General features: G+C 69.8%; 15 protein-coding genes and 1 pseudogene. 12 read left to right on the forward strand and 4 right to left on the reverse strand.

What is annotated here, in order from left to right:
• Positions 1 to 64 precede the first annotated feature (64 nt).
• From ACZ3X1_RS03905 to ACZ3X1_RS03915, 3 genes are all read right to left on the reverse strand, one after another.
• On the reverse strand, positions 65 to 2002 hold the full coding sequence (locus ACZ3X1_RS03905; RefSeq protein WP_467276211.1) for an APC family permease: 1938 nt from the start codon (positions 2000 to 2002) through the stop codon (positions 65 to 67).
• A 146-nt stretch (positions 2003 to 2148) separates the two neighbouring features.
• Positions 2149 to 4293, reverse strand: coding sequence for a potassium-transporting ATPase subunit KdpB (kdpB, locus tag ACZ3X1_RS03910; protein WP_467276213.1), 2145 nt, complete (start codon positions 4291 to 4293; stop codon positions 2149 to 2151).
• Positions 4294 to 4529: 236 nt separating this feature from the next.
• Complete coding sequence (locus ACZ3X1_RS03915; protein WP_467276215.1) at positions 4530 to 6413, reverse strand: APC family permease; 1884 nt, start codon at positions 6411 to 6413, stop codon at positions 4530 to 4532.
• 244 nt (positions 6414 to 6657) lie between these two features.
• Between ACZ3X1_RS03915 and kdpF (ACZ3X1_RS03920) the strand changes: the two genes are divergently transcribed.
• The 9 genes and pseudogenes from kdpF (ACZ3X1_RS03920) (at position 6658) to ACZ3X1_RS03960 (ending at position 17192) form a co-directional block, all read left to right on the forward strand.
• Entirely contained in the window at positions 6658 to 6747 is a 90-nt protein-coding gene (gene kdpF / locus ACZ3X1_RS03920; RefSeq protein ID WP_267724319.1) for a K(+)-transporting ATPase subunit F, read from the forward strand.
• A 34-nt stretch (positions 6748 to 6781) separates the two neighbouring features.
• Positions 6782 to 7534 (forward strand): DUF4118 domain-containing protein, encoded by a 753-nt coding sequence (locus ACZ3X1_RS03925; RefSeq protein ID WP_467276219.1) that lies wholly within the window; start codon positions 6782 to 6784, stop codon positions 7532 to 7534.
• Between the two features lie 239 nt (positions 7535 to 7773).
• Entirely contained in the window at positions 7774 to 7863 is a 90-nt protein-coding gene (kdpF, locus tag ACZ3X1_RS03930; RefSeq protein ID WP_467276221.1) for a K(+)-transporting ATPase subunit F, read from the forward strand.
• Between the two features lie 4 nt (positions 7864 to 7867).
• On the forward strand, positions 7868 to 9532 hold the full coding sequence (gene kdpA, locus ACZ3X1_RS03935; RefSeq protein ID WP_467276223.1) for a potassium-transporting ATPase subunit KdpA: 1665 nt from the start codon (positions 7868 to 7870) through the stop codon (positions 9530 to 9532).
• On the forward strand, positions 9529 to 11634 hold the full coding sequence (gene kdpB, locus ACZ3X1_RS03940) for a potassium-transporting ATPase subunit KdpB (RefSeq protein WP_467276226.1): 2106 nt from the start codon (positions 9529 to 9531) through the stop codon (positions 11632 to 11634). The genes kdpA and kdpB (ACZ3X1_RS03940) overlap by 4 nt, the downstream gene beginning before the upstream one ends.
• 6 nt (positions 11635 to 11640) lie before the next feature.
• Positions 11641 to 12357 (forward strand): potassium-transporting ATPase subunit C, encoded by a 717-nt coding sequence (locus tag ACZ3X1_RS03945; RefSeq protein ID WP_467276229.1) that lies wholly within the window; start codon positions 11641 to 11643, stop codon positions 12355 to 12357.
• Positions 12358 to 12477: 120 nt separating this feature from the next.
• On the forward strand, positions 12478 to 13167 hold the full coding sequence (locus ACZ3X1_RS03950) for a response regulator (RefSeq protein WP_467276231.1): 690 nt from the start codon (positions 12478 to 12480) through the stop codon (positions 13165 to 13167).
• A 36-nt stretch (positions 13168 to 13203) separates the two neighbouring features.
• Positions 13204 to 15750, forward strand: a complete 2547-nt coding sequence (locus ACZ3X1_RS03955; protein WP_467276234.1) for a DUF4118 domain-containing protein — start codon at positions 13204 to 13206, stop codon at positions 15748 to 15750.
• A gap of 637 nt (positions 15751 to 16387) precedes the next feature.
• A pseudogene (locus tag ACZ3X1_RS03960) lies at positions 16388 to 17192 on the forward strand (SDR family NAD(P)-dependent oxidoreductase).
• A 159-nt stretch (positions 17193 to 17351) separates the two neighbouring features.
• Here the strand turns inward: ACZ3X1_RS03960 and ACZ3X1_RS03965 are convergent.
• Positions 17352 to 18038, reverse strand: a complete 687-nt coding sequence (locus ACZ3X1_RS03965) for a response regulator (RefSeq protein WP_467276237.1) — start codon at positions 18036 to 18038, stop codon at positions 17352 to 17354.
• 468 nt (positions 18039 to 18506) lie between these two features.
• Between ACZ3X1_RS03965 and ACZ3X1_RS03970 the strand changes: the two genes are divergently transcribed.
• From ACZ3X1_RS03970 to ACZ3X1_RS03980, 3 genes are all read left to right on the forward strand, one after another.
• Positions 18507 to 19298: a GNAT family N-acetyltransferase gene (locus ACZ3X1_RS03970; RefSeq protein WP_467276239.1), complete on the forward strand. Its 792-nt coding sequence runs from the start codon at positions 18507 to 18509 to the stop codon at positions 19296 to 19298.
• A 97-nt stretch (positions 19299 to 19395) separates the two neighbouring features.
• On the forward strand, positions 19396 to 19956 hold the full coding sequence (locus ACZ3X1_RS03975; protein WP_467276241.1) for a hypothetical protein: 561 nt from the start codon (positions 19396 to 19398) through the stop codon (positions 19954 to 19956).
• A gap of 180 nt (positions 19957 to 20136) precedes the next feature.
• On the forward strand, positions 20137 to 20442 hold the full coding sequence (locus ACZ3X1_RS03980) for a hypothetical protein (protein WP_467276244.1): 306 nt from the start codon (positions 20137 to 20139) through the stop codon (positions 20440 to 20442).
• The last annotated feature ends 131 nt before the right edge of the window (positions 20443 to 20573 follow it).

Consider the following 20573-nt stretch of genomic DNA (forward strand, 5'->3'; position numbering starts at 1 on the left):
CGCTATGGCGAGGGTCCGGCGCGATTCCTGTCGGCATCTTGACGTCGGACCTCGACCGCGGACGTCAGCCGGCGTGGACGTGGGGGCGGCGGGCCCGGTCCGGTTCGGCTTCCCGGATGACCTCGCGGGTGACGGGGGCGACCTCGCCCTGTCCGAAGAGGAAGAACCGGAGGAAGTTGGCCATCGGGTTGCCCTCGGTCCACTCGAAGTAGATGTGCGGGCGCTGCCCGGTCTCGTCGCGGACGTGCAGCAAGAGGGCGGCGAGGGCGTTGGGGACGCTGGAGCTCTCCAGGCTGAGGACGCGGTAGCGGTCGTGGAGCACCTCGCCGCGTACCCGCATGCCGGATTCGAACTCGGACGCGTCGAGGACCGTGACCTCGACGAACATGACGTCGTCGCCGGGCGGGATGTCGTTGTCCGCGCGGATCTGCTCGACCTTCTCGCGGTACTCGGTCCTGTCCCGGTTGTCGGGCTCGTTCGCGATGAAGCGGATGGTGCGGTTGGCGGTGTCTCGGATGAACCGCTTGGCCATGTCGTCCAGTTCCACGTCGGTGACGCGGAGCTCGAAGACGCGGGCGAGGCGGGAGAGGAGCGAGAGCGCCATGATGCCGGCGATGAAGCAGGCGCCGATCTTCACGCCGTCGGGGCGTTCCACCACGTTGACGGCGGTGGTGTAGATGAAGACGGCGGAGATGATGCCGAAGCCGATCGTCCAGCCGCGCTCCCCCGCCCGGCGGGCGGCGATGGTCACGGCGACCGCGGCCGACGTGATCAGGACGAGGACACCGGTGGCGTAGGCGCCTCCCTGCGCGTCCACGTCGGCGTCGAAGATCCACGTCACCAGGAAGGCCACCAGGGTGAAGACGGTCACCATCGGGCGCAGGGCGCGGGCCCAGTGCGGGGCCATGCCGTAGCGGGGCAGGTAGCGCGGCATCAGGTTGAGCAGGCCGGCCATGGCGGAGGAGCCGGCGAACCACAGGATGAGGATCGTGGAGATGTCGTACACCGTGCCGAAGGCGGAGCCCAGGTACTCGTGGGCGAGGTAGGCGAGGGCACGGCCGTTGGCCTCGCCACCTGGCTTGAACTGGGCGGCCGGGATCAGCAGCGTCGTGATGAAGCTGGAGCAGATCAGGAAGACGCTCATGATGATGGCCGCGGTCGTCAGGAGCTTCTTGGCGCCGCGGATCCGGCCCGCCGGCTTCTCGACGGTGTCCTCGGGGTCGCCCTTGACGTGCGGCATGACCGCCACGCCCGTTTCGAAGCCGGACAGACCGAGCGCGAGCTTCGGGAACACGATAAGGGCGATGGCGATCACCATGAAGGGGTTGCCGTGCTCGGTGGTCAGCGCGGTCGTCCAGTCGGTGACGACGTGCGGTTCGGTGATCACCTGCCACAGCCCGACGGCCACCACGACGACATTGAGGCCGAGGTAGGTGGCCACGAGGACCACGGCGTCGCCGATGGCCTCGCTGAATCCCTTGAGGAACACGGCCCCGAGCAGCGCGATCATGATCAGGGTGATCAGTACTTCGTGGCCGTGAAGGGTACTCGTGAGGTGCGGGTTCTCCACCAAGTGCGCGGTCGCGTCGGCGGCCGAGAGTGTGATGGTGATCAGGAAGTCGGTCGCCGCGAACCCGAGGAGGGTCAGGACGAACAGCTTCCCCTTCCAGAACGTCAGCAGCCGCTCCAGCATGGCGATGGAGCCCTCGCCGTTCGGGCTCTCCTCGGCCACCCGCCCGTAGACCGGCAACGCACCGAAGAGGGTGAGAAGCACGAGCACGATGGTCGCCAGCGGCGACAGCAGCCCGGCCGCGAGCGCCGCGATGCCGGGCTGGTAGCCGAGGGTGGAGAAGTAGTCGAGACCCGTCAGGCACATGACCCGCCACCACGGCCAGCCGTGGGGCTGGGCCGCCGCCTCCATGGCGGCGGGCGAACTGTTCTCGGCGGTCAAGCCTTCCAGCAGCCACGCGCGCAGGCGCGACGTGCGAGCAGGGGTGGCCATCGTGGGGGGCCTGTCGTACGGCAAAGAATCAGCCATCGACATCGACGGCTGAGTCAGCGTACGCAGCGAGATCCCTTTTGCACGTGAGTGCGCCAATACTGACGCGTCCTTAACGCGGACGAACCCGCGGAGTACCGATCGGACGATCAGCCGAGGCCGGGGACCGTGGACACCAGCAGGTCGATGAGCTTGATGCCGACGAAGGGCAGGATCAGACCGCCGAGACCGTAGACGCCGAGGTTGCGGCGCAGGAGGTCGTGCGCAGAGGCCGGCTTGTAGCGGACGCCGCGCAGGGCGAGCGGGATCAGGGCGACGATGATCAGAGCGTTGAAGATGATCGCCGAGGTGATCGCAGAGGTCGGGCTGCTCAGGCCCATGATGTTGAGGGCCTCCAGGCCTGGGTAGGCCGCGGTGAACATGGCCGGGATGATCGCGAAGTACTTCGCGACGTCGTTGGTGATCGAGAAGGTCGTCAAGGCGCCCCGGGTGATGAGGAGCTGCTTGCCGATCTCGACGATCTCGATGAGCTTGGTGGGGTTGGAGTCCAGGTCCACCATGTTCCCGGCCTCCTTGGCGGCCGAGGTGCCGGTGTTCATCGCCACACCCACGTCCGCCTGCGCGAGCGCCGGGGCGTCGTTCGTCCCGTCACCGGTCATCGCGACCAGCTTGCCGCCCGCCTGCTCCCGCTTGATGAGGGCCATCTTGTCCTCGGGCGTGGCCTCGGCAAGGTACTCGTCCACGCCCGCCTCTTCGGCGATGGCGCGGGCCGTCAGCTCGTTGTCGCCGGTGACCATGACCGTACGGATCCCCATGGCGCGCAGCTCCGCGAACCGCTCCCGGATGCCGTCCTTGACGACGTCCTTGAGGTGGATGATGCCGAGTACGCGCGGCCCGTCCCAGTCGTGGACCGCGACCAGCAGCGGGGTGCCGCCGGACTCGGACACGGCGGCCGACCACGCGGCTGCCTCCGCCGGTACGGTCCCTCCGCGCGCCACCACCCAGTCGCAGACCTGTGTCACCGCGCCCTTGCGGATGGCGCACCCGGCGCCGTTGTCCCAGCTCAGGTTGACGCCACTCATCCGGGTGCGGGCGCTGAACTCGGTGAAGTGGGGGTTGCTGAGGTCCTCGGCGGCGGCCGGCTGGAGCCCGTACCGCTGGGCGAGGGCCACCACGGAGCGGCCTTCGGGGGTTTCGTCGGCGAGGGAGGACAGCTGGGCGGCGTCGGCGAGCTTGGTGTGGTCGGACCCGGGGAGCGGGATGAAGGCCGCGGCCTCGCGGTTGCCGTGGGTGATGGTGCCGGTCTTGTCGAGGAGGAGGGTGTTCACGTCGCCCGCGGCCTCGACGGCGCGGCCGCTCAGCGCGATGACGTTGCGCTGGACGAGGCGGTCCATGCCGGCGATGCCGATGGCCGAGAGCAGGGCGCCGATGGTGGTGGGGATGAGGGTGACGAGGAGGGCGACGAGCACCGTCGTCGACTGGGCGGCGCCCGCGTAGGCGGCCATCGGCTGGATGCTGACCACGATCAGGATGAAGACCACGGTCAGGGCGGCCAGCAGGATGTTCAGCGCGATCTCGTTCGGGGTCTTCTGCCGGGACGCGCCCTCGACCAGCGCGATCATGCGGTCGATGAAACTGTTCCCGGGGCGCGCGCTGACCCGTACGACGATCGAGTCGGACAGGACCGTTGTACCGCCGGTAACTCCGGACCGGTCGCCACCCGCCTCCCGCAGGACCGGAGCCGACTCGCCGGTGACGGCGGACTCGTCCACCATCGCCGCCCCGTCGACGACATCGCCGTCAGCCGGGATCGGCTCGCCGGCCTCGACGAGCACGAAGTCGAAGGGCTGGAGCTCGGCCGGGGTCACCACCTCGGTCTCGGCGCGGTGCAGGTTCGCGCCGTACGTCCAGTGGTTCAGGCGCAGCGCGACCGTGTCCGTGCGTGCCTTGCGCAGCGACTCGGCCTGGGCGCGGCCGCGGCCTTCGGCGACGGCTTCGGCGAGGTTGGCGAAGAGGACCGTGAGCCAGAGCCAGACGCTGATCACCCAGGTGAAGACGGAGGGGTGGATCAGCGCGGAGAGCGTGGTGAGGACCGATCCGATGGCGACTACGAACAGCACCGGCTTCTTGACCAGTTCGCGGGGGTGGAGCTTGGCGACGGCTTCCCGGGCCGAGGTGGTGAGGAGTTCGGGCTCCAGCACGTTCACCTGGCCGGAGCGTTTCCGGGACGGCCGGTTGACCGGAGTCCGCGGAGGTGTGCCGAGGGGAACGTGCTGCGCGGCGGCGGGAGGCATGGGGCGACCTTCTGATGGGAGCAACGGGGTGTGGGAGAGGGGGTGTCGCCGCCGGGGACTGTCTCGCATGGACCCCCTCGGCCGTCATGTGAGTGATCGAGGTCCCCGGCGGCGCAACAGGCGGGAAACTACTGCCCGATCGTGGTCGACTCCCCATGTGAGCCGAGGAATTGCCGCCTTCTTGACGGCGGTGTACGGGATGCGTGAGGCGGCCGTCAAGGGCGCGTCAACGCAGGTCAGCGCGCTTCCTCGGTGATGCGGAAGCGCAGTCGGCAGATGACGGCGTCGGTGTCGCGGCGCACGGCGTGTGCGACGACGGAGCCGCGCTGGTTCTGGAGCATCCGCTGCCACAGGTGGGCGGGTTCGGTCTCCGGGATCAGGACGGTCACCTGAGCATCCGGGTGTGTTCGCGCCAGCTCGCGCACGTAGGCCGACACGGGTCGGCCGAGCGAGCGGCTCTGCGAGGTGATCTCGGTCAGCTCGACTCCGGGCTTCCACAACTCCCAGTCCCGGCGCAGCGCTTCGGCTGGCTGCCGGTCCTCCGGAGCGGAGTGCGTGATGGTCACGGCGACGACCTCGTCGCCGAGGGAGCGGGCGGCGGTGAGCGCCTGGCAGGTGAGCCGGGAGAGCCCGGAGACGGGTACGACGACTAGGGAGCGGGAGCTGTGGGGCGCCTGCGGGATGCGGCCGAGTTCCAGGCGTTCGCCGATCTGCGCGTAGGCCCGGCGGACGCGTCCGAAGCCGAGGACGAGCAGCGGCAGGGCGAGGACGATCAGCCAGGCACCTTCGGTGAACTTGGTGGCGGTGACCACGACTGCGGAGACACCGGTCAGCAGCGCGCCGAAGCCGTTGAGGACGGCCTTCGCCTGCCAGCCCTTGGGGCGCTCGCCATACCAGTGCCGGACCATGCCGACCTGGCAGATGGTGAAGCCGACGAAGACACCGACGGCGAAGAGCGGGACGAGGGTGTTGGTGTCGCCGCCGGAGAACACCAGCAGTGCGGCGGACACGAGCGCCAGCCACACCACACCGTGGCGGTGCACCTGGCGGTCCGCCTTGAGGGCGAAGACGTGCGGCAGGTAGTTGTCGCGCGCGAGCAGGCTCATGAGCACCGGGAGACCTCCGAAGGAGGTGTTCGCGGCCAGGGCCAGCAGCACCATGGTCGCGAACTGGACCACGTAGAAGGCCGCGTTGTGCCCGAACGAGGCGTCCGCGAGCTGGGCGAGGACGGTGACGCCCTCGACCGGCTGGAGGTGGAAACGGCCGATCAGGACCGACAGCCCGATCAGCATGACGCCGAGGAGGGCACCGAGGGCGACCTCGGTGCGCTGGGCGCGCCGGGCGGCCGGGGCGCGGAAGGACGGCACCGCGTTGGCGACCGCCTCGACGCCGGTCAGTGCGGAACAGCCGGCGGCGAAGGCCTTCAGCAGCAGGAGCGCGCCGACCGCGGTGGCACCCTCGCCCAGGGCGGAGGCGTGCCCGGCGGCCGAGGCGGTGCTCAGCGGACCGTCGCGGAAGAGGCCGACCGCGACCATGGTCAGGATCGACCCGACGAACACGGCCGTCGGGACGAGGAAGGCCTTGGCGGAGTCGACGACCCCGCGCAGGTTCGCCGCCGTGACCAGGACCAGGACCCCGAGGCAGATCCATACCCGCTCGCCGTACAGCTCCGGGAAGGCTGAGGTCAGCGCGGCGACACCGGCGGTGACGGAGACGGCCACGTTCAGGACGTAGTCGAGGATAAGCGAGGCCGCGGCCACCAGGCTCGTACGGCGGCCCAGGTGCTTCTTGGCGACGGCGTACGAGCCGCCGCCGTCCGGGAATGCCGCGATGACCTGCCGGTACGAGGCCACCAGCACGGCCAGCAGCGCCGCGATCGCCAGGGTGACGGGGAGGGTGAACCCGAGGCCGTAGGCCCCGGCCGCCGCCAGGACCAGCACGATCGACTCAGGGCCGTATGCGACGGAGGCCATCGCGTCGAGCGACAGCGCGGCCAGGCCCTGGAGGGCGGTCAGCCGGTGCCGGTCCCCTGCTGCGGGCGCCGTGACGCCGGTATCAGGAGGTTCCTCCGTGCTCGGCGCCTGTCCTGGCGTGGCCGGCTTTCCCATGTGTATAGCCATCTTCGCTGGTTCCTCCGTTGGACAAAGTGAGGACAGCGTCCGGATGCCGTGGCCGGATGACCAGGGTGCTTGGCGCGATCCATACGCCCACCGGCTCACTCTTCACGCGCTCCTGACGCCGGGGCCCGAATGTCGTATGGGGTGCGTCAAGACCTCGCCAGGGTGCGTGGCTGCCCGCGCCCCCAGGGGCACGCTGAAGGTGGGCGACGCAGCCCGAGCGCACACATCGAAGGAGAAGCAGCGGATGGACGCGGAAAACGTGGTCGGGCTCATCGTCGCCCTCGCCCTGCTCGGCTACCTCGTGGCCGCTCTGATCAGGCCCGAGAAGTTCTGATCCGAGGCTCTGCCCTCCGGACAGGAGGCATCACATGTCCGGGTACCGACTCCACGCCCCCGCTGCCCTGCTCGCGGGGCTCGTGGCCCCCTTCCTCGTGGCGCTCGCGCTCGTGCCGTTCCGCACGGAGTTCTCTGCGACGAACGAGGCTCTGATCATGGTCGTCGTGGTGGTCGCGGTCGCCGCGCTCGAAACCCGGGCGGCCGGGGCGCTGGCGGCGCTCTCGGCGGCCGCCTGGTTCGACTTCTTCCTCACCAGGCCGTACGGGCAGTTCGCCATCGGCAACGGTGAGGAGATCCAGACGGCCGTCCTCCTGCTCGTCGTCGGGCTGATCGTCTCGCAGCTGGCCGTCCGCGTGCGCCGGCTCCGGACCGTCGTGGTTGCCGACACCGCTCACCTGACCAGTCTCCGGGGATGTGCCCGGCTGGCCGAGGACGGCGGCTCGCCGGAAGAGGTGGTCGAGTACGTGCGGCGGGAGCTCGTCGGCCTGCTGGGGCTTCGCGGCTGTCGCTTCCAGTACGGCAGTCTCATCGGGCACTTCCCCCGCCTTGAGCACGACGGCGGCCTGTGGCTGCGCCGCGGCAACCGGGTCACCGAGTACGCCGAGTGGCCGGACCGGGAAACGGAGCTGCGGGTCTTCGGCGGCGGCCACTACTACGGCTGCTTCCTCCTCGACCCGCTCCCCGGACGCCCCCTGCCGCCCGAAGAGGTCCGTCTGGTGGCCGTCGCCCTGGCCGCGCAGGCGGGCGCCGCTCTGGACACGGCCGGCCTCTCCCACCAGCGCTGAGCGGCAGTTCGCGGCCTCTCGCGTTAGGACGACATCAAGAGTTCCCCGACGTGCGTATGGAGCCCGTCAAGGCGTCTTAACGCCGGGATGAAGAGACGGTTATCTCGTCATCGGCCGTCTGGCCGATTCATTACTTCCCTCTTCATCCAGGAGCTCACGATGGCCGATCTGGCCTTCGTCGTCACCACGGTCGCGGTCTTCGCACTGGTGGCCCTCATCGCCCGGGGGGTGACCAGGCTGTGACGGTCGAGAACATCGTCGGCCTGCTGGTCGCCGCCTCCCTGCTCGGTTACCTCGTCCTCGCCCTCGTGCACCCGGAGAGGTTCTGAGCAGATGAGTCCCCAAACCGCCGGCGTGCTCCAGCTCCTCGCGCTGATGGCCGCACTCGCCCTCGTCTACCGCCCGCTGGGCGACTACATGGCGCGGGTCTACTCCTCCGAGAAGCACTACCGCCCGGAGAAGTGGATCTACAAGGCCATCGGCGCCAACCCGGCCGCCGAGATGCGCTGGCCCGCCTACCTGCGCGCCGTCCTGGCCTTCTCGGCCGTGAGCGTCCTGTTCCTCTACCTGATGCAGCGCGCCCAGGGCGTACTGCCGGGCTCGCTCGGCTTCGTGTCGATCGACCCGGACCAGGCCTTCAACACGGCCGCGTCCTTCGTGGCCAACACGAACTGGCAGTCGTACTACGGCGAGCAGGCCATGGGCCACGTCGTTCAGACCGGCGGCCTCGCGGTGCAGAACTTCGTCTCCGCCGCCGTCGGCATGGCCGTCGCCGTCGCCCTCGTACGCGGCTTCGCACGCTCCCGCACCGGTGAACTCGGCAACTTCTGGGCCGACCTCGTCCGCGGCACCATCCGCGTTCTTCTTCCCATCTCCGTGATCGGCGCGATCATCCTGGTCGCCTGCGGCGCCGTCCAGAACTTCGCCGGCATCCACGAGGTCGGCCAGTTCATGGGCGGCAGCCAGCAGTGGAACGGCGGCGCCGTCGCCTCGCAGGAGGTCATCAAGGAGCTGGGCACGAACGGCGGCGGCTACTTCAACGCCAACTCCGCCCACCCCTTCGAGAACCCCACCCCCTTCTCCAATCTCTTCGAGATCTTCCTGATCCTGCTGATCCCCTTCGCCCTCACCCGCACCTTCGGGCGCATGGTCGGCAACCTCCGCCAGGGCTACGCGATCCTCGCCACCATGGGCATAATCTGGATCGCCTTCACCGGGCTGATGATGTGGACCGAGTTCGCCCACCACGGCCCGGCGTTCGAGGTCTCCGGCGGGGCGATGGAGGGCAAGGAGACCCGCTTCGGCATCGGCGGTTCGTCGATCTTCGCCGTCGCGACCACCCTCACCTCCACGGGCGCGGTCAACTCCTTCCACTCCTCCTACACCGGGCTCGGCGGCGGCATCGCGATGCTGGGCATGCAGCTCGGCGAGATCGCGCCCGGCGGCGTCGGCTCCGGCCTCTACGGCATGCTGATCATGGCGCTCATCGCCGTGTTCATCGCCGGCCTCATGGTCGGCCGCACCCCCGAGTACCTCGGCAAGAAGATCGGCACCCGCGAGATCAAGCTCGCCGCCTGCTACATCCTCATCACCCCCGCCCTCGTCCTCGGCTTCACGGCCGCCGCTATGGCGCTGGACACCCCGGCGAACTCGATGACGAACACCGGTGCGCACGGGTTCTCCGAGATCCTCTACGCGTACACCTCCGGCGCCAACAACAACGGCTCCGCCTTCGCCGGCCTCAACGCCGACACGCAGTGGTTCAACAGCACCATCGGGATCGCGATGCTGCTGGGCCGCTTCCTGCCCATGGTCTTCGTCCTCGCGCTGGCCGGCTCGCTGGCCGAGCAGAAGCCGGTCCCCGAGACGGCGGGCACCCTGCGCACCGACAAGCCGCTCTACGCGGGCCTGCTCGTCGGCACGATCCTCATCATCACCGGTCTGACCTACTTCCCGGCCCTCGCGCTGGGACCGCTCGCCGAAGGGCTCGCCTCATGAGCACCGCCACTCCCACAAGGGCTCCGCACCAGGACGTGCCCACCGGCCACAAGCCGGGCGGCGGGCGCGTGGGCGGGGGCCTGTTCGACCCCCAGCAGTTGCTGAAGTCCTTCCCGGACGCCGTGCGCAAGCTCGACCCCCGCGTCATGATCAAGTCGCCGGTCATGTTCGTGGTCCTGGTCGGCTCGGTGGTCACCACCGTGCTGGCGCTGAAGGATCCGGGCGACTGGTTCGGCTGGGCGATCACGGCGTGGCTGTGGCTGACCACGATCTTCGCGAACCTCGCGGAGGCCGTGGCCGAGGGCCGGGGCAAGGCGCAGGCGGACACCCTGCGCAAGGCCAAGACCGACTCCGTCGCGCGACGCCTGAAGCAGGACGGACGGGGCGAGGAGCAGGTCCCGGGTGCGGAGCTGCGCATCGGCGACCTGGTGGTCTGCGAGGCCGGGGACGTCATCCCCGGCGACGGTGACGTCGTCGAGGGCGTCGCGTCCGTCGACGAGTCCGCCATCACCGGCGAGTCCGCGCCGGTGATCCGCGAGTCCGGCGGCGACCGCTCGGCCGTCACCGGCGGTACGAAGGTGCTGTCCGACCGGATCGTCATCAAGATCACGACGAAGCCCGGCGAGACCTTCATCGACCGGATGATCGCCCTTGTGGAGGGCGCGGCCCGGCAGAAGACGCCGAACGAGATCGCGCTGAACATCCTGCTCGCGTCCCTCACGATCGTCTTCCTGCTCGCGGTCGTGACCCTGCAGCCGTTCGCGATCTACGCGGGCGCCGAGCAGTCGATGATCGTGCTGACGGCCCTGCTGGTCTGTCTGATCCCGACCACGATCGGCGCGCTGCTCTCCGCCATCGGCATCGCAGGCATGGACCGGCTCGTCCAGCGCAACGTCCTCGCGATGAGCGGTCGTGCGGTGGAAGCCGCCGGCGACGTCTCGACCCTGCTGCTCGACAAGACCGGCACCATCACCCTCGGCAACCGCCAGGCCTCTGATTTCGTCCCGGTCAAGGGCACCACGGAGGCCGAACTGGCCGACGCCGCCCAGTTGTCGTCCCTCGCGGACGAGACCCCCGAGGGCCGCTCCATCGTCGTCCTCGCGAAGGAGAAGTACGGGCTGCGCGAACGCCACCAGGGCGAGCTGTCGCACGCCGAGTGGATCGCCTTCACCGCCCAGACCCGCATGTCGGGGGTCGACGTGGACGGCAAGCAGACCCGCAAGGGCGCTGCCGGCTCGGTGATCACCTGGGTGCGGGAGCAGGGCGGCCAGGTCTCCGACGACGCCGACACCCTCGCCAACCGGATCTCGGAAGCCGGTGGGACCCCGCTCCTGGTCGCCGTCAAGGACGATAAGGGTGCCCGTGTCCTGGGTGTCATCCACCTCAAGGACGTCGTGAAGGAAGGCATGCGCGAGCGGTTCGACGAGCTGCGCCGCATGGGCATCAAGACGATCATGATCACGGGCGACAACCCGCTGACCGCCAGGGCCATCGCCGAAGAAGCGGGCGTGGACGACTTCCTCGCGGAAGCCACCCCCGAGGACAAGATGGCCCTCATCAAGCGGGAGCAGGCGGGCGGCAAGCTCGTCGCGATGACCGGCGACGGTACGAACGACGCCCCGGCGCTGGCCCAGGCCGACGTGGGCGTGGCCATGAACACGGGCACCTCGGCCGCCAAGGAGGCCGGGAACATGGTGGACCTGGACTCCAACCCCACCAAGCTCATCGAAATCGTCGAGATCGGCAAGCAGCTCCTCATCACCCGCGGGGCCCTGACCACGTTCTCCATCGCCAACGACGTCGCGAAGTACTTCGCGATCATCCCGGCCATGTTCGCCGTGGTCTACCCGGGCCTGGACAAGCTCAACATCATGGGCCTGGCCTCCCCCGAGTCGGCCATCCTCTCCGCCGTCATCTTCAACGCGCTGATCATCATCGCCCTCGTACCGCTCGCCCTCAAGGGCGTCCAGTACCGGCCCACCAGCGCCGACAAGATGCTCCGCCGCAACATCGGGATCTACGGACTCGGCGGCCTCGTCGCCCCGTTCATCGGCATCAAGCTCATCGACCTGCTCATCTCCCTCATCCCCGGAATCGGCTGATCTGCGATGAACAACTCTGTAGGAAACGCAGCACGGTTGCTCGGGGCAGGCCTGCGCGCCCTGCTCGTTCTGACCGTGATCTGCGGCGTCATCTATCCCCTCGCCGTCACCGGGATCGCCCAGGCTCTGTTCAACGACAAGGCCAACGGCTCCGAGATCAAGGACAAGAGCGGCCAGGTCGTCGGCTCTTCCCTCATCGGGCAGACGTACAACCTCCCGAAGAACGATCCGAATGACGCCGAGGAGGCGGCCCGGCCGGACCTGAAGTGGTTCCAGCCGCGCCCCTCCAACGGTCTGGGCAGCAACAGCGTCAACACCCAGTACGCGCTGATCCTCTCCGGCGCCACCAACCGGTCCGCCGACAACGGCGCGGTGAACGGGGTCTGCACCAAGAACGCGGAGGAGGGCACCCTCTGCGCCCAGGTCCTCGCCGCCAAGGAAGCCGTCATCGCGGACAACTCCACGGCCGGCCACCAGGTCAAGCCGGAAGACGTCCCCGCCGACGCCGTCACCTCCTCCGGCTCCGGCCTCGACCCGAACATCTCCCCCGAGTACGCCAAGCTCCAGGTCCACCGGGTCGCCGAGCAGAACAAACTCGACGTCAAGCAGGTCGACAAGCTCGTCGCCGACCACACCCAGGGCCGCACCCTCGGCTTCATGGGCGAACCGCGCGTCAACGTCCTCGAACTCAACATCGCCCTGAAGGCGCTCTCCAAGAGCTGATGTTCCACAACGCACGCACCGGGAGCCTGCGGGGCGCACCGCTCCCCCCGGCCTCGGCCGGGGCGGGCAACGCCCCGTCGGCTCCTGCCGTGCCCGTACCGAAGGAAAGGCTGCACACCGATGACCCGGGTGCTGGTGGTGGAGGACGATCCCCAGCTCGTCCGCGCGCTGAGGATCAACCTCCAGGCGCGGAAGTTCGAGGTCGAGGAGGCCGGCGACGGCAGCGCGGCCCTGCGGCTCGCGGCGGCGCGCAAGCCGGACGTCATCGTGCTGGACCTCGGCCTGCCCGACATGGACGGCATCGACGTCATCAAGGGCGTCCGCGGCTGGAGCAAGGTCCCCATCCTGGTCCTCTCCGCACGCCACACCTCCGAGGACAAGATCCGGGCCCTGGACGCCGGCGCCGACGACTACGTGACGAAACCGTTCAGCATGGACGAGCTCCTGGCCCGCCTGCGCGCGGCCACCCGCAGACAGGAGGCGCCCGCGACCTCGCAGGCCGACGAGGTCTCCGTCGTCACGACCGACGAGTTCACCATCGACCTGGTCGCGAAGAAGGTGCGGCGGGGCGAGCGCAGCGTACGGCTCACCCCGACCGAATGGCACCTGCTGGAGATCCTGATCACCCACCCCGGTCGTCTGATCACGCAGAGCAGGCTGCTGCTGGAGGTGTGGGGGCCGACGTACGGGGAGAACACCAACTACCTCCGCGTCTACATGGCCCAGCTCCGGCGCAAACTGGAAGCGGACCCCTCCCACCCCCGTTATCTGATCACCGAACCCGGTATGGGATACCGCTTCGAACCCTGATCGCCCCCACTCCCCAGCAAGAAGAAGAGACGGAACATGGGACGCGGCAAGCTCCGCATCTACCTCGGCGCGGCGCCGGGCGTCGGCAAGACGTACGCCATGCTGTCCGAGGCGCATCGCCGGATCGAGCGGGGCACCGACTGCGTCGTCGGCTTCGTCGAACACCACTCCAGGCCCCGCACCGAGGTGATGCTGCACGGCCTGGAACTCATCGAGCGGCGCGAGATCGAGTACCGGGGCTCCACCTTCACCGAGATGGACGTGGACGCGATCCTGTCCCGGCGCCCCGCAGTGGCGCTGGTGGACGAGCTGGCGCACACCAACGTCCCCGGCTCCCGCAACGCCAAGCGGTGGCAGGACGTGGAGGAGCTCCTCCAGGCAGGCATCGACGTCGTGTCCACCGTCAACATCCAGCACCTGGAGTCGCTGGGCGACGTCGTCGAGACGATCACCGGGGTGCGACAGCGCGAGACCGTCCCGGACGAGGTGGCCCGCCGCGCCGACCAGATCGAGCTGGTCGACATGTCCCCGCAGGCGCTGCGCCGCCGCATGGCCCACGGCAACGTCTACAAGCCCGACAAGGTCGACGCGGCCCTCTCCAACTATTTCCGCCCAGGCAACCTGACCGCCCTGCGCGAGCTCGCGCTGCTCTGGGTCGCCGACCGCGTGGACGAGTACCTGCAGGAGTACCGGGGCGAGCACGACATCCGCTCCACCTGGCAGGCCCGCGAACGCATCGTCGTCGGGCTGACCGGCGGACCGGAGGGCCGTACCCTCATCCGCCGCGCGGCCCGCTTGGCCGAGAAGGGCGCGGGCGGCGAGGTCCTCGCCGTCTACATCGCCGCCAGCGACGGCCTCACCTCCGCCTCCCCCAAGGAACTCGCCGTCCAGCGGACCCTGGTCGAGGACCTCGGCGGCACCTTCCACCACGTCATAGGCGACAGCATCCCCGACGCGCTCCTGGAGTTCGCCCGCGGCTGCAACGCCACCCAGATCGTGCTCGGCGTCAGCCGCCGACGGTCGTGGCAGTCCGTCTTCAGCCCCGGCGTCAGCGCCACGGTCGCCCGCGAATCGGGCCCCGACCTCGACGTCCACATCGTCACCCACGACGAGGCCGCCAAGGGCCGCCGGAGCCTGCCCGTCGCGCGCGGCGCGCGCCTCGGCCGGTCCCGCATCATCTGGGGCTGGCTCACCGGCATCGCCGGCCCCGCCCTGCTCACCGTGCTGCTCAACCTGGCCGTGCCCGACCTGGGCCTTGCCAACGACATGCTGCTCTTCCTGACTTGCACGGTGGCGGCGGCCCTGCTCGGCGGGCTGCTGCCCGCACTGGCCTCGGCGGCGTTCGGCTCGCTCCTGCTGAACTACTTCTTCACCCCGCCGCTGCACGAGTTCACCATCTCCGATCCGAAGAACATCGTCGCCATCGCGATCTTCGTCGGTGTGGCGGTGTCCGTCGCCTCGGTGGTCGACCTGGCCGCCCGGCGCACCCACCAGGCCGCCCGCCTGCGCGCCGAATCCGAGATCCTCTCCTTCCTCGCCGGCAGCGTTCTGCGCGGCGAGAACTCCCTCCACGCCCTCCTGGAGCGGCTGCGCGAGACCTTCGCCATGCAGTCGGTCGCCCTCCTGGAGCGCACCAGCGAAGTCGACCCCTGGACCACGGCGGCTTCCGTCGGCACCAGCCCGGTCGGACGTCCGGAGGACGCGGACGTGGACCTGCCCATCGGCGACAACATGGCTCTCGCTCTCACCGGCCGGGTGCTGCCCGCCGAGGACCGCCGTGTCCTCGGGGCGTTCGCCGCTCAGGCGGCCGTGGTCCTCGACCGCCAGCGCCTCGTCGACGAGGCCGAGAAGTCACGGGCGCTCGCCGAGGGCAACCGCATTCGCACCGCCCTTCTGGCAGCCGTCAGCCACGACCTGCGGACCCCACTCGCCGGTATCAAGGCCTCCGTCACCTCCCTGCGCTCGGCCGACGTCGAATGGTCCGAGGAAGACCGGGCCGAGCTCCTCGAAGGCATCGAGGACGGTGCCGACCGCCTCGCCGCCCTGATCGGGAACCTGCTCGACATGTCCCGCCTCAACACCGGCACCGTGGCCCCGCTGATCCGCGAGACCGACCTCGACGAGGTCGTCCCGATGGCGCTGGGCGGCGTACCGGAGGACAGCGTCGACCTGGACATCCCCGAGACGCTTCCGATGGTCGCCGTCGACCGGGGTCTGCTGGAACGGGCCGTGGCCAACATCGTCGAGAACGCCGTCAAGTACAGCCCCGACGGCCAGGCCGTCCACGTCTCCGCCAGCGCCCTCGGCAACCGTGTCGAACTGCGGGTCGTCGACCGCGGGCCCGGGGTCCCGGACGAGGCCAAGGACCGGATCTTCGAGCCCTTCCAGCGCCACGGCGACGCCCCACGGGGCGCCGGCGTCGGCCTGGGCCTCGCCGTCGCCCGGGGTTTCACGGAGGCCATCGGCGGCACCCTCACAGCCGAGGACACCCCCGGCGGCGGCCTCACCATGGTCATCACCCTCCCCATGGCAGGCAGCGCTCTCCCGGTCAGCGCGGAACTCCCGACCTCGGCGGTCACCTGACCCCGTACGGATCCTCCGTACAGGCACACACCTCACGCAAGCCGTCCGGCCCCGGTATCCCCACACCGGAGAGCCGGACGGCTCCTGTGGTGTGCGACAGCTGACCGGCACGCGGTCGCACCGGCCCTTACCCCCACGGTGGGACCGTGCTCTTCGTCGGCGGTGTTCAGGTCACCGCCCACGCCGCATGCCGCATGCCGCCGGCCCGTCGTCCAGCTCCGTCGCACGACCAGTCTGCGCCGGGTGGAAGACCTGGGCAGCACCCCTTGACGTGTTCCTTGCGCTCAGAATTCGCTCTTTGACGCCGGCCTGACGGCGGGCATCAGAAGGTCGTCAAAGAGCGTCCACAGACTTGCCCGCCACACCTCCGATGCGGTGGGATCGAGTCATGAACAGCGGTCCGCGCCACGACGATCGGCCACCTCCTCGGGTGCAGCCGACGGCGCCCGCTGTCCGCCCGGCCTTCTGACTTCGGCCGCGCGTCCTGCGCGTACCAGCCTCCGGCGTCCTGACGGACTCCGGCCATCGGGGCTCCGTTCGCGTCCCCACCTTCACCGCATGGCCTGAGCCCGCCCACGCCCCTGCATGACGTCGGGGCGCAGGGCGCGTCAGCCATGCCCGTTTCCAGGAATCCCACATGACTGCATCCCTGTCCGGGCGTACCGTCCTCGTCACCGGCGCCACCGCCGGCATCGGCTACGAGACCGCTCGCCTGCTCGCCCGGCGCGGCGCCGTCGTCCTGCTCCACGGCCGTACCGCCGAAGAGGCCCGGGCCGCGACCGATCGCCTCGTCGCCACCGACGGCATCGACAGCGGCCTGCTGCGGCCGCTGACCGCCGACTTCGTCCGCCTCGAGGAGGTCGAGAACCTGGCGCACGCCGTCGTCCGCGAGTACCCGCGTCTCGACGTACTCGTCAACAACGCGGCCATCGCCGCACCCGAGCGCCACACGCTCACGGCCGACGGCAACGAGGTCGCCTTCCAGGTCAACTTCCTCGCTCACTGCCTCCACCAACCTCCTGGAGCCCGCCCTCACGAGCGATCCGGGCGGCCGCGTCGTCAACGTGTCCTCCTCGCTCCACCGCACTGGCGCCATCCAGTGGAACGACCCCCAGCGGGTGCGGCGTTACTCCCGGCTCGCCGCCTACGCGCAGTCTCAGCTGGCCCTGACGGTCTTCGCCGCCGACCCCCGCGTCACCGCCGTCTCCGTAAACCCCGGTGTGTGCGCGACCGGTCTCCTTCCCCTCTACGGACACGAGGGTGCGCCGGCCGCCGAGGGCGCCCAGCACGTCGTGCGGCTCTGCGACCCGGCGATCGAAATCGTCAACGGCGCCTACTACGACCGCTCCGAGCGCGTCGCCCCGGCGCCGGCCGCCACCGAGGACCGCACCGTCAAGCGCCTCAACAAGCTCGCCGACCTCCTCGTCGGCCACACCGCCTGAAGGAGTACACCCTCATGTCCAAGCGCTCCCGCAAGAAGAAGGCCCGTCGGCGCAAGGGAGCCAACCGCGGCTCCAAGCCCGGTCAGCGCTGAGCCTCCGTCCTCTGCGCGGGGCGGCCCTCCCTGTGAGGGCCGCCCCGCTTCCATGCTCCGGTACCGCTCACACCTCGAAGCGGTACCCCATACCGGGAGCGGTGATCAGGTGACGCGGGTGCGCCGGGTCCGCCTCCAGCTTCCGCCGCAGGTGCGCCATGTACACCCGCAGGTAGTTGGTCTGTGTTCCGTAAGAAGAGCCCCACACCTCCTGGAGCAGGCTCTGCTGGCTGACCAACCGGCCCCGGTTACGGATCAGGACCTCCAGCAGCTGCCATTCGGTCGGGGTGAGCCTGACGTGATTCCCTCTACGCCTGGCCTTCCTGGCGAGCAGGTCGACGGTGAACTCCTCGGTTTCGACCACCGCTTCGTCCGCGGCGGTCGCGCCGTGGTCGGGCGTACGGCGAACCACGGCCGCCAGCCGGGCGAGCAGTTCGTCCATGCTGAAGGGCTTGGTGATGTAGTCGTCGGCGCCGGCGTCGAGGGCCTGGATCTTGTCGCTCGATCCGTGGCGGGCGGAGACGACCAGGACGGGTACCTGCGACCAGCCCCGCAGGTTCTTGATCACCTGGATCCCGTCCATGTCGGGCAGCCCGAGGTCCAGCAGGACCGCGTCCGGTCGGCAGGCGGCCACGGCGTCCAGGGCCTCACCCCCGTCCTGCGCGGACTCCACCTCGTACTTGCGTGCCTTCAGGTTCATGACCAGCAACCGAGCGAGCTGCGGTTCGTCATCGACCACCAGCACCCGGGTCATCGGCGTGCCGCCTTCCTGTCGTCCGTCCTACGGAGATGGGACGGCTCACTCGAGCAAACAACCGTTTCCTCCCGTGCCGGCGGGCGTTGACGACGTTCATACGCCCACGGGCGTGACCTTGACGGCTTCCCTACGGGAGCAGCTCCAGCCCTTGTCAGAGCTGCGTCAAGGACGGTCCGACCTCCTTGAGTGCGGGCGCGCCACCCCGTTGTATGGGCGAGGTGAACAGCGGTCTGCGCCATGACGACCGGCCACCTCATACGGTGCGCCCGGCCCCGCGCGCTGTTCACCCGACGGTGCGCTGACGCGCCTTCCGATCCGCGGCCGCCCGCCCCGCCCGTACGGCGGGCGGCCGCTCCCGCCCCGTGCCCACCGCCGTCCCGGCGGGCACGGGGCCCACCCGTTCGCAGGCGTCGGTCCCCTGCTTCCCTCCGCCCGGACGTCCCGGGCACAGCCTGGAGAGGCCCCATGTTCGAAATCGCACCGCAGCAGCTGCCGACCCTGAGCCGCTGGTTCCCCGCCGGCTCACCCGGTCCCGGCACGCTCGCCGAACACGTGCTGGCCACCGGCCACGGTCAGTGGTGGACCGACCACCCCGACCGGCCCCGCGTGCTCGCCGTCAGCTGCTCGGACCACGTCCTGCTGCGCGGCGAGCCGAGCCTCCTCGCGCCGGATGCGCTGGCGCGGTTCGCCGGCCGGTACGTCGAAGCTCCCGCGCGGTTCGGGCCGTACCTCGCCTCCGCTTTCGACCGGGTCGTGCCCTGCGAGCGGATGCTGTACGTCCACCAGGTGCCGGTGCCCCTCCCCCGGGCGCCGCGCGGCGTGACGGTGCGGCGCCTGACCCGCGAGGACGCCCCGGCACTGGCAGCGCTCCACCCCGAGAACGCCTGGATACACACCAGCTGGGGCGGCCCGGGCGGACTTGCCGCTTCCGGGTACGGCTGGGCCGCGTTCGCCCAGGGGGCGGTCCTCTCCGTCGCCTGCAGCTACTTCCGCGGCGGGGCGTACGAGGACATAGCGGTGGTCACCGTGCCCGACCGGCGCCGTGAACGCCTCGCACTGGCCTGCGTCTCGGGTCTGACCGCCGATGTCCAGGCACGCGGACGTACCGCGAGCTGGTCCTGCTCGCGCGACAACCGGCCCAGCCGGCTGCTGGCCTGGACGGCCGGCTTCCGCCTGACCCGGGAGTACGTGCACCACGTCACCGGACGCGCACGCGTCACGGTACGAGCGGGCAACGCGACGGCGGTACTCACGTGAGCCGCATACGAACCCTCATCATCAAAATGCCGTAGCCGCCGCGTCAGCGGTGCGTCAGAACCCGGTCCATGGCCCGGAACCGCCCTACCGTCGCCCCATGGGACGACGATTCACGCGGTCCACGACCGGCACACAGACCGCCGTCGCGGAGCCTCCAGGACCCCTCGCGCACGACATCGACTGGGCCCACGAGCGGCGCACCGCCATCGGCGTGACCAGCCTGCTGTACACGGCGCTGCTCGCCATGGACACGGGCTTCGGCACGCTCGACATGACGCGGGGCGCCCTCTGGACCAGTCTGGCGGCCCTCGTCTTCGTGATCCTGCTGCCGTCCCGGGTCTCGACGGCCCCCGGCGAACTGAGCGCCTGCGGCCTGCTGACGGGGCACAAGGTCCGTACCGACAGCCTCGTCTCGATCAGGTGGTCCGACGGCGTGGCCCAGCGCATGATCCTGCGCGACACGGAGGGCAACGTGGTCGAGATCGACCCGACCGTCCTGGTCCGCAATCCCGCCATGTGGCGCCGCTTCGACGAGGACACCCGCACCTCGATCCGGCGGGGCACCCTGCTGTGCGGCGCCACGGCCCTGCGCCAGCTGGCGGCGCGCATCGACCGTGAAACCGCCCGCACCGTGTTCAAGGTCTCGGGCCTGCAGTGACCCCAGCACGCCCGCTCCTCCACCGCAGACACGGGCCTCGGTGGTCGAAGACGACGCAGGTCCCGCCGAAGAGGCTCCGGGCGTCTCGCGCTCCCGCTACGGGTAATGAAGGGGCCGGCGCGGGGTATTGAAGGGTAAATGACAGAGTGGGCCGGACCATTGACGGAAGGCCAACCACCCATGAGCCAGGACGACATCTCGCCGGCAGCCGAACCGCATGTGCCGACCTCCGAGGAGCGAGCGGCCCGGGACCGGGTACGCCAGCGGGCGACGGGTATGACACACCACCAGACCGCCGAGGCACTCAAGGCCGCCGAGCAGACCTCAGGCAAGCCGGAAACGGACACAGGGGTCCGCGCCGAAGTCGCGGAATGGCAGCGCATCACCGACCTGCTCTACGACCACGGCGGCCCCTACACGCCGGATACCGACGCCTACGTCCAGGGCCAGCTCACCGCCCGGAGTAACCAACAGGCCTCCCGTTGAGGCTCACCGGCCCCCTCCCGCCACTCACCGCTCCCGCTAGTACTGCAACGGTACTTGCTGTGATGGTTTGTTGGCTTCTGGTGGTGTGTGACCGCGTCGTTTGTAGTGGCTGACACGTGCCTGGAACTGTC

The organism is Streptomyces sp. NPDC023541 (genome assembly GCF_055559995.1).

Excerpts from the sequence above, each read along its gene's own strand:
- ACZ3X1_RS03915 (WP_467276215.1), bottom strand. The coding sequence starts at position 6,413 with ATGGCTATACACATGGGAAAGCCGGCCACGCCAGGACAGGCGCCGAGC.
- ACZ3X1_RS03950 (WP_467276231.1), top strand. The coding sequence starts at position 12,478 with ATGACCCGGGTGCTGGTGGTGGAGGACGATCCCCAGCTCGTCCGCGCG.
- kdpA (WP_467276223.1), top strand. The coding sequence starts at position 7,868 with ATGAGTCCCCAAACCGCCGGCGTGCTCCAGCTCCTCGCGCTGATGGCC.
- ACZ3X1_RS03955 (WP_467276234.1), top strand. The coding sequence starts at position 13,204 with ATGGGACGCGGCAAGCTCCGCATCTACCTCGGCGCGGCGCCGGGCGTC.
- kdpB (WP_467276213.1), bottom strand. The coding sequence starts at position 4,293 with ATGCCTCCCGCCGCCGCGCAGCACGTTCCCCTCGGCACACCTCCGCGG.
- ACZ3X1_RS03965 (WP_467276237.1), bottom strand. The coding sequence starts at position 18,038 with ATGACCCGGGTGCTGGTGGTCGATGACGAACCGCAGCTCGCTCGGTTG.
- ACZ3X1_RS03925 (WP_467276219.1), top strand. The coding sequence starts at position 6,782 with ATGTCCGGGTACCGACTCCACGCCCCCGCTGCCCTGCTCGCGGGGCTC.
- ACZ3X1_RS03945 (WP_467276229.1), top strand. The coding sequence starts at position 11,641 with ATGAACAACTCTGTAGGAAACGCAGCACGGTTGCTCGGGGCAGGCCTG.
- ACZ3X1_RS03980 (WP_467276244.1), top strand. The coding sequence starts at position 20,137 with ATGAGCCAGGACGACATCTCGCCGGCAGCCGAACCGCATGTGCCGACC.
- kdpB (WP_467276226.1), top strand. The coding sequence starts at position 9,529 with ATGAGCACCGCCACTCCCACAAGGGCTCCGCACCAGGACGTGCCCACC.
- ACZ3X1_RS03970 (WP_467276239.1), top strand. The coding sequence starts at position 18,507 with ATGTTCGAAATCGCACCGCAGCAGCTGCCGACCCTGAGCCGCTGGTTC.
- ACZ3X1_RS03905 (WP_467276211.1), bottom strand. The coding sequence starts at position 2,002 with ATGGCCACCCCTGCTCGCACGTCGCGCCTGCGCGCGTGGCTGCTGGAA.
- kdpF (WP_267724319.1), top strand. The coding sequence starts at position 6,658 with ATGGACGCGGAAAACGTGGTCGGGCTCATCGTCGCCCTCGCCCTGCTC.
- ACZ3X1_RS03975 (WP_467276241.1), top strand. The coding sequence starts at position 19,396 with ATGGGACGACGATTCACGCGGTCCACGACCGGCACACAGACCGCCGTC.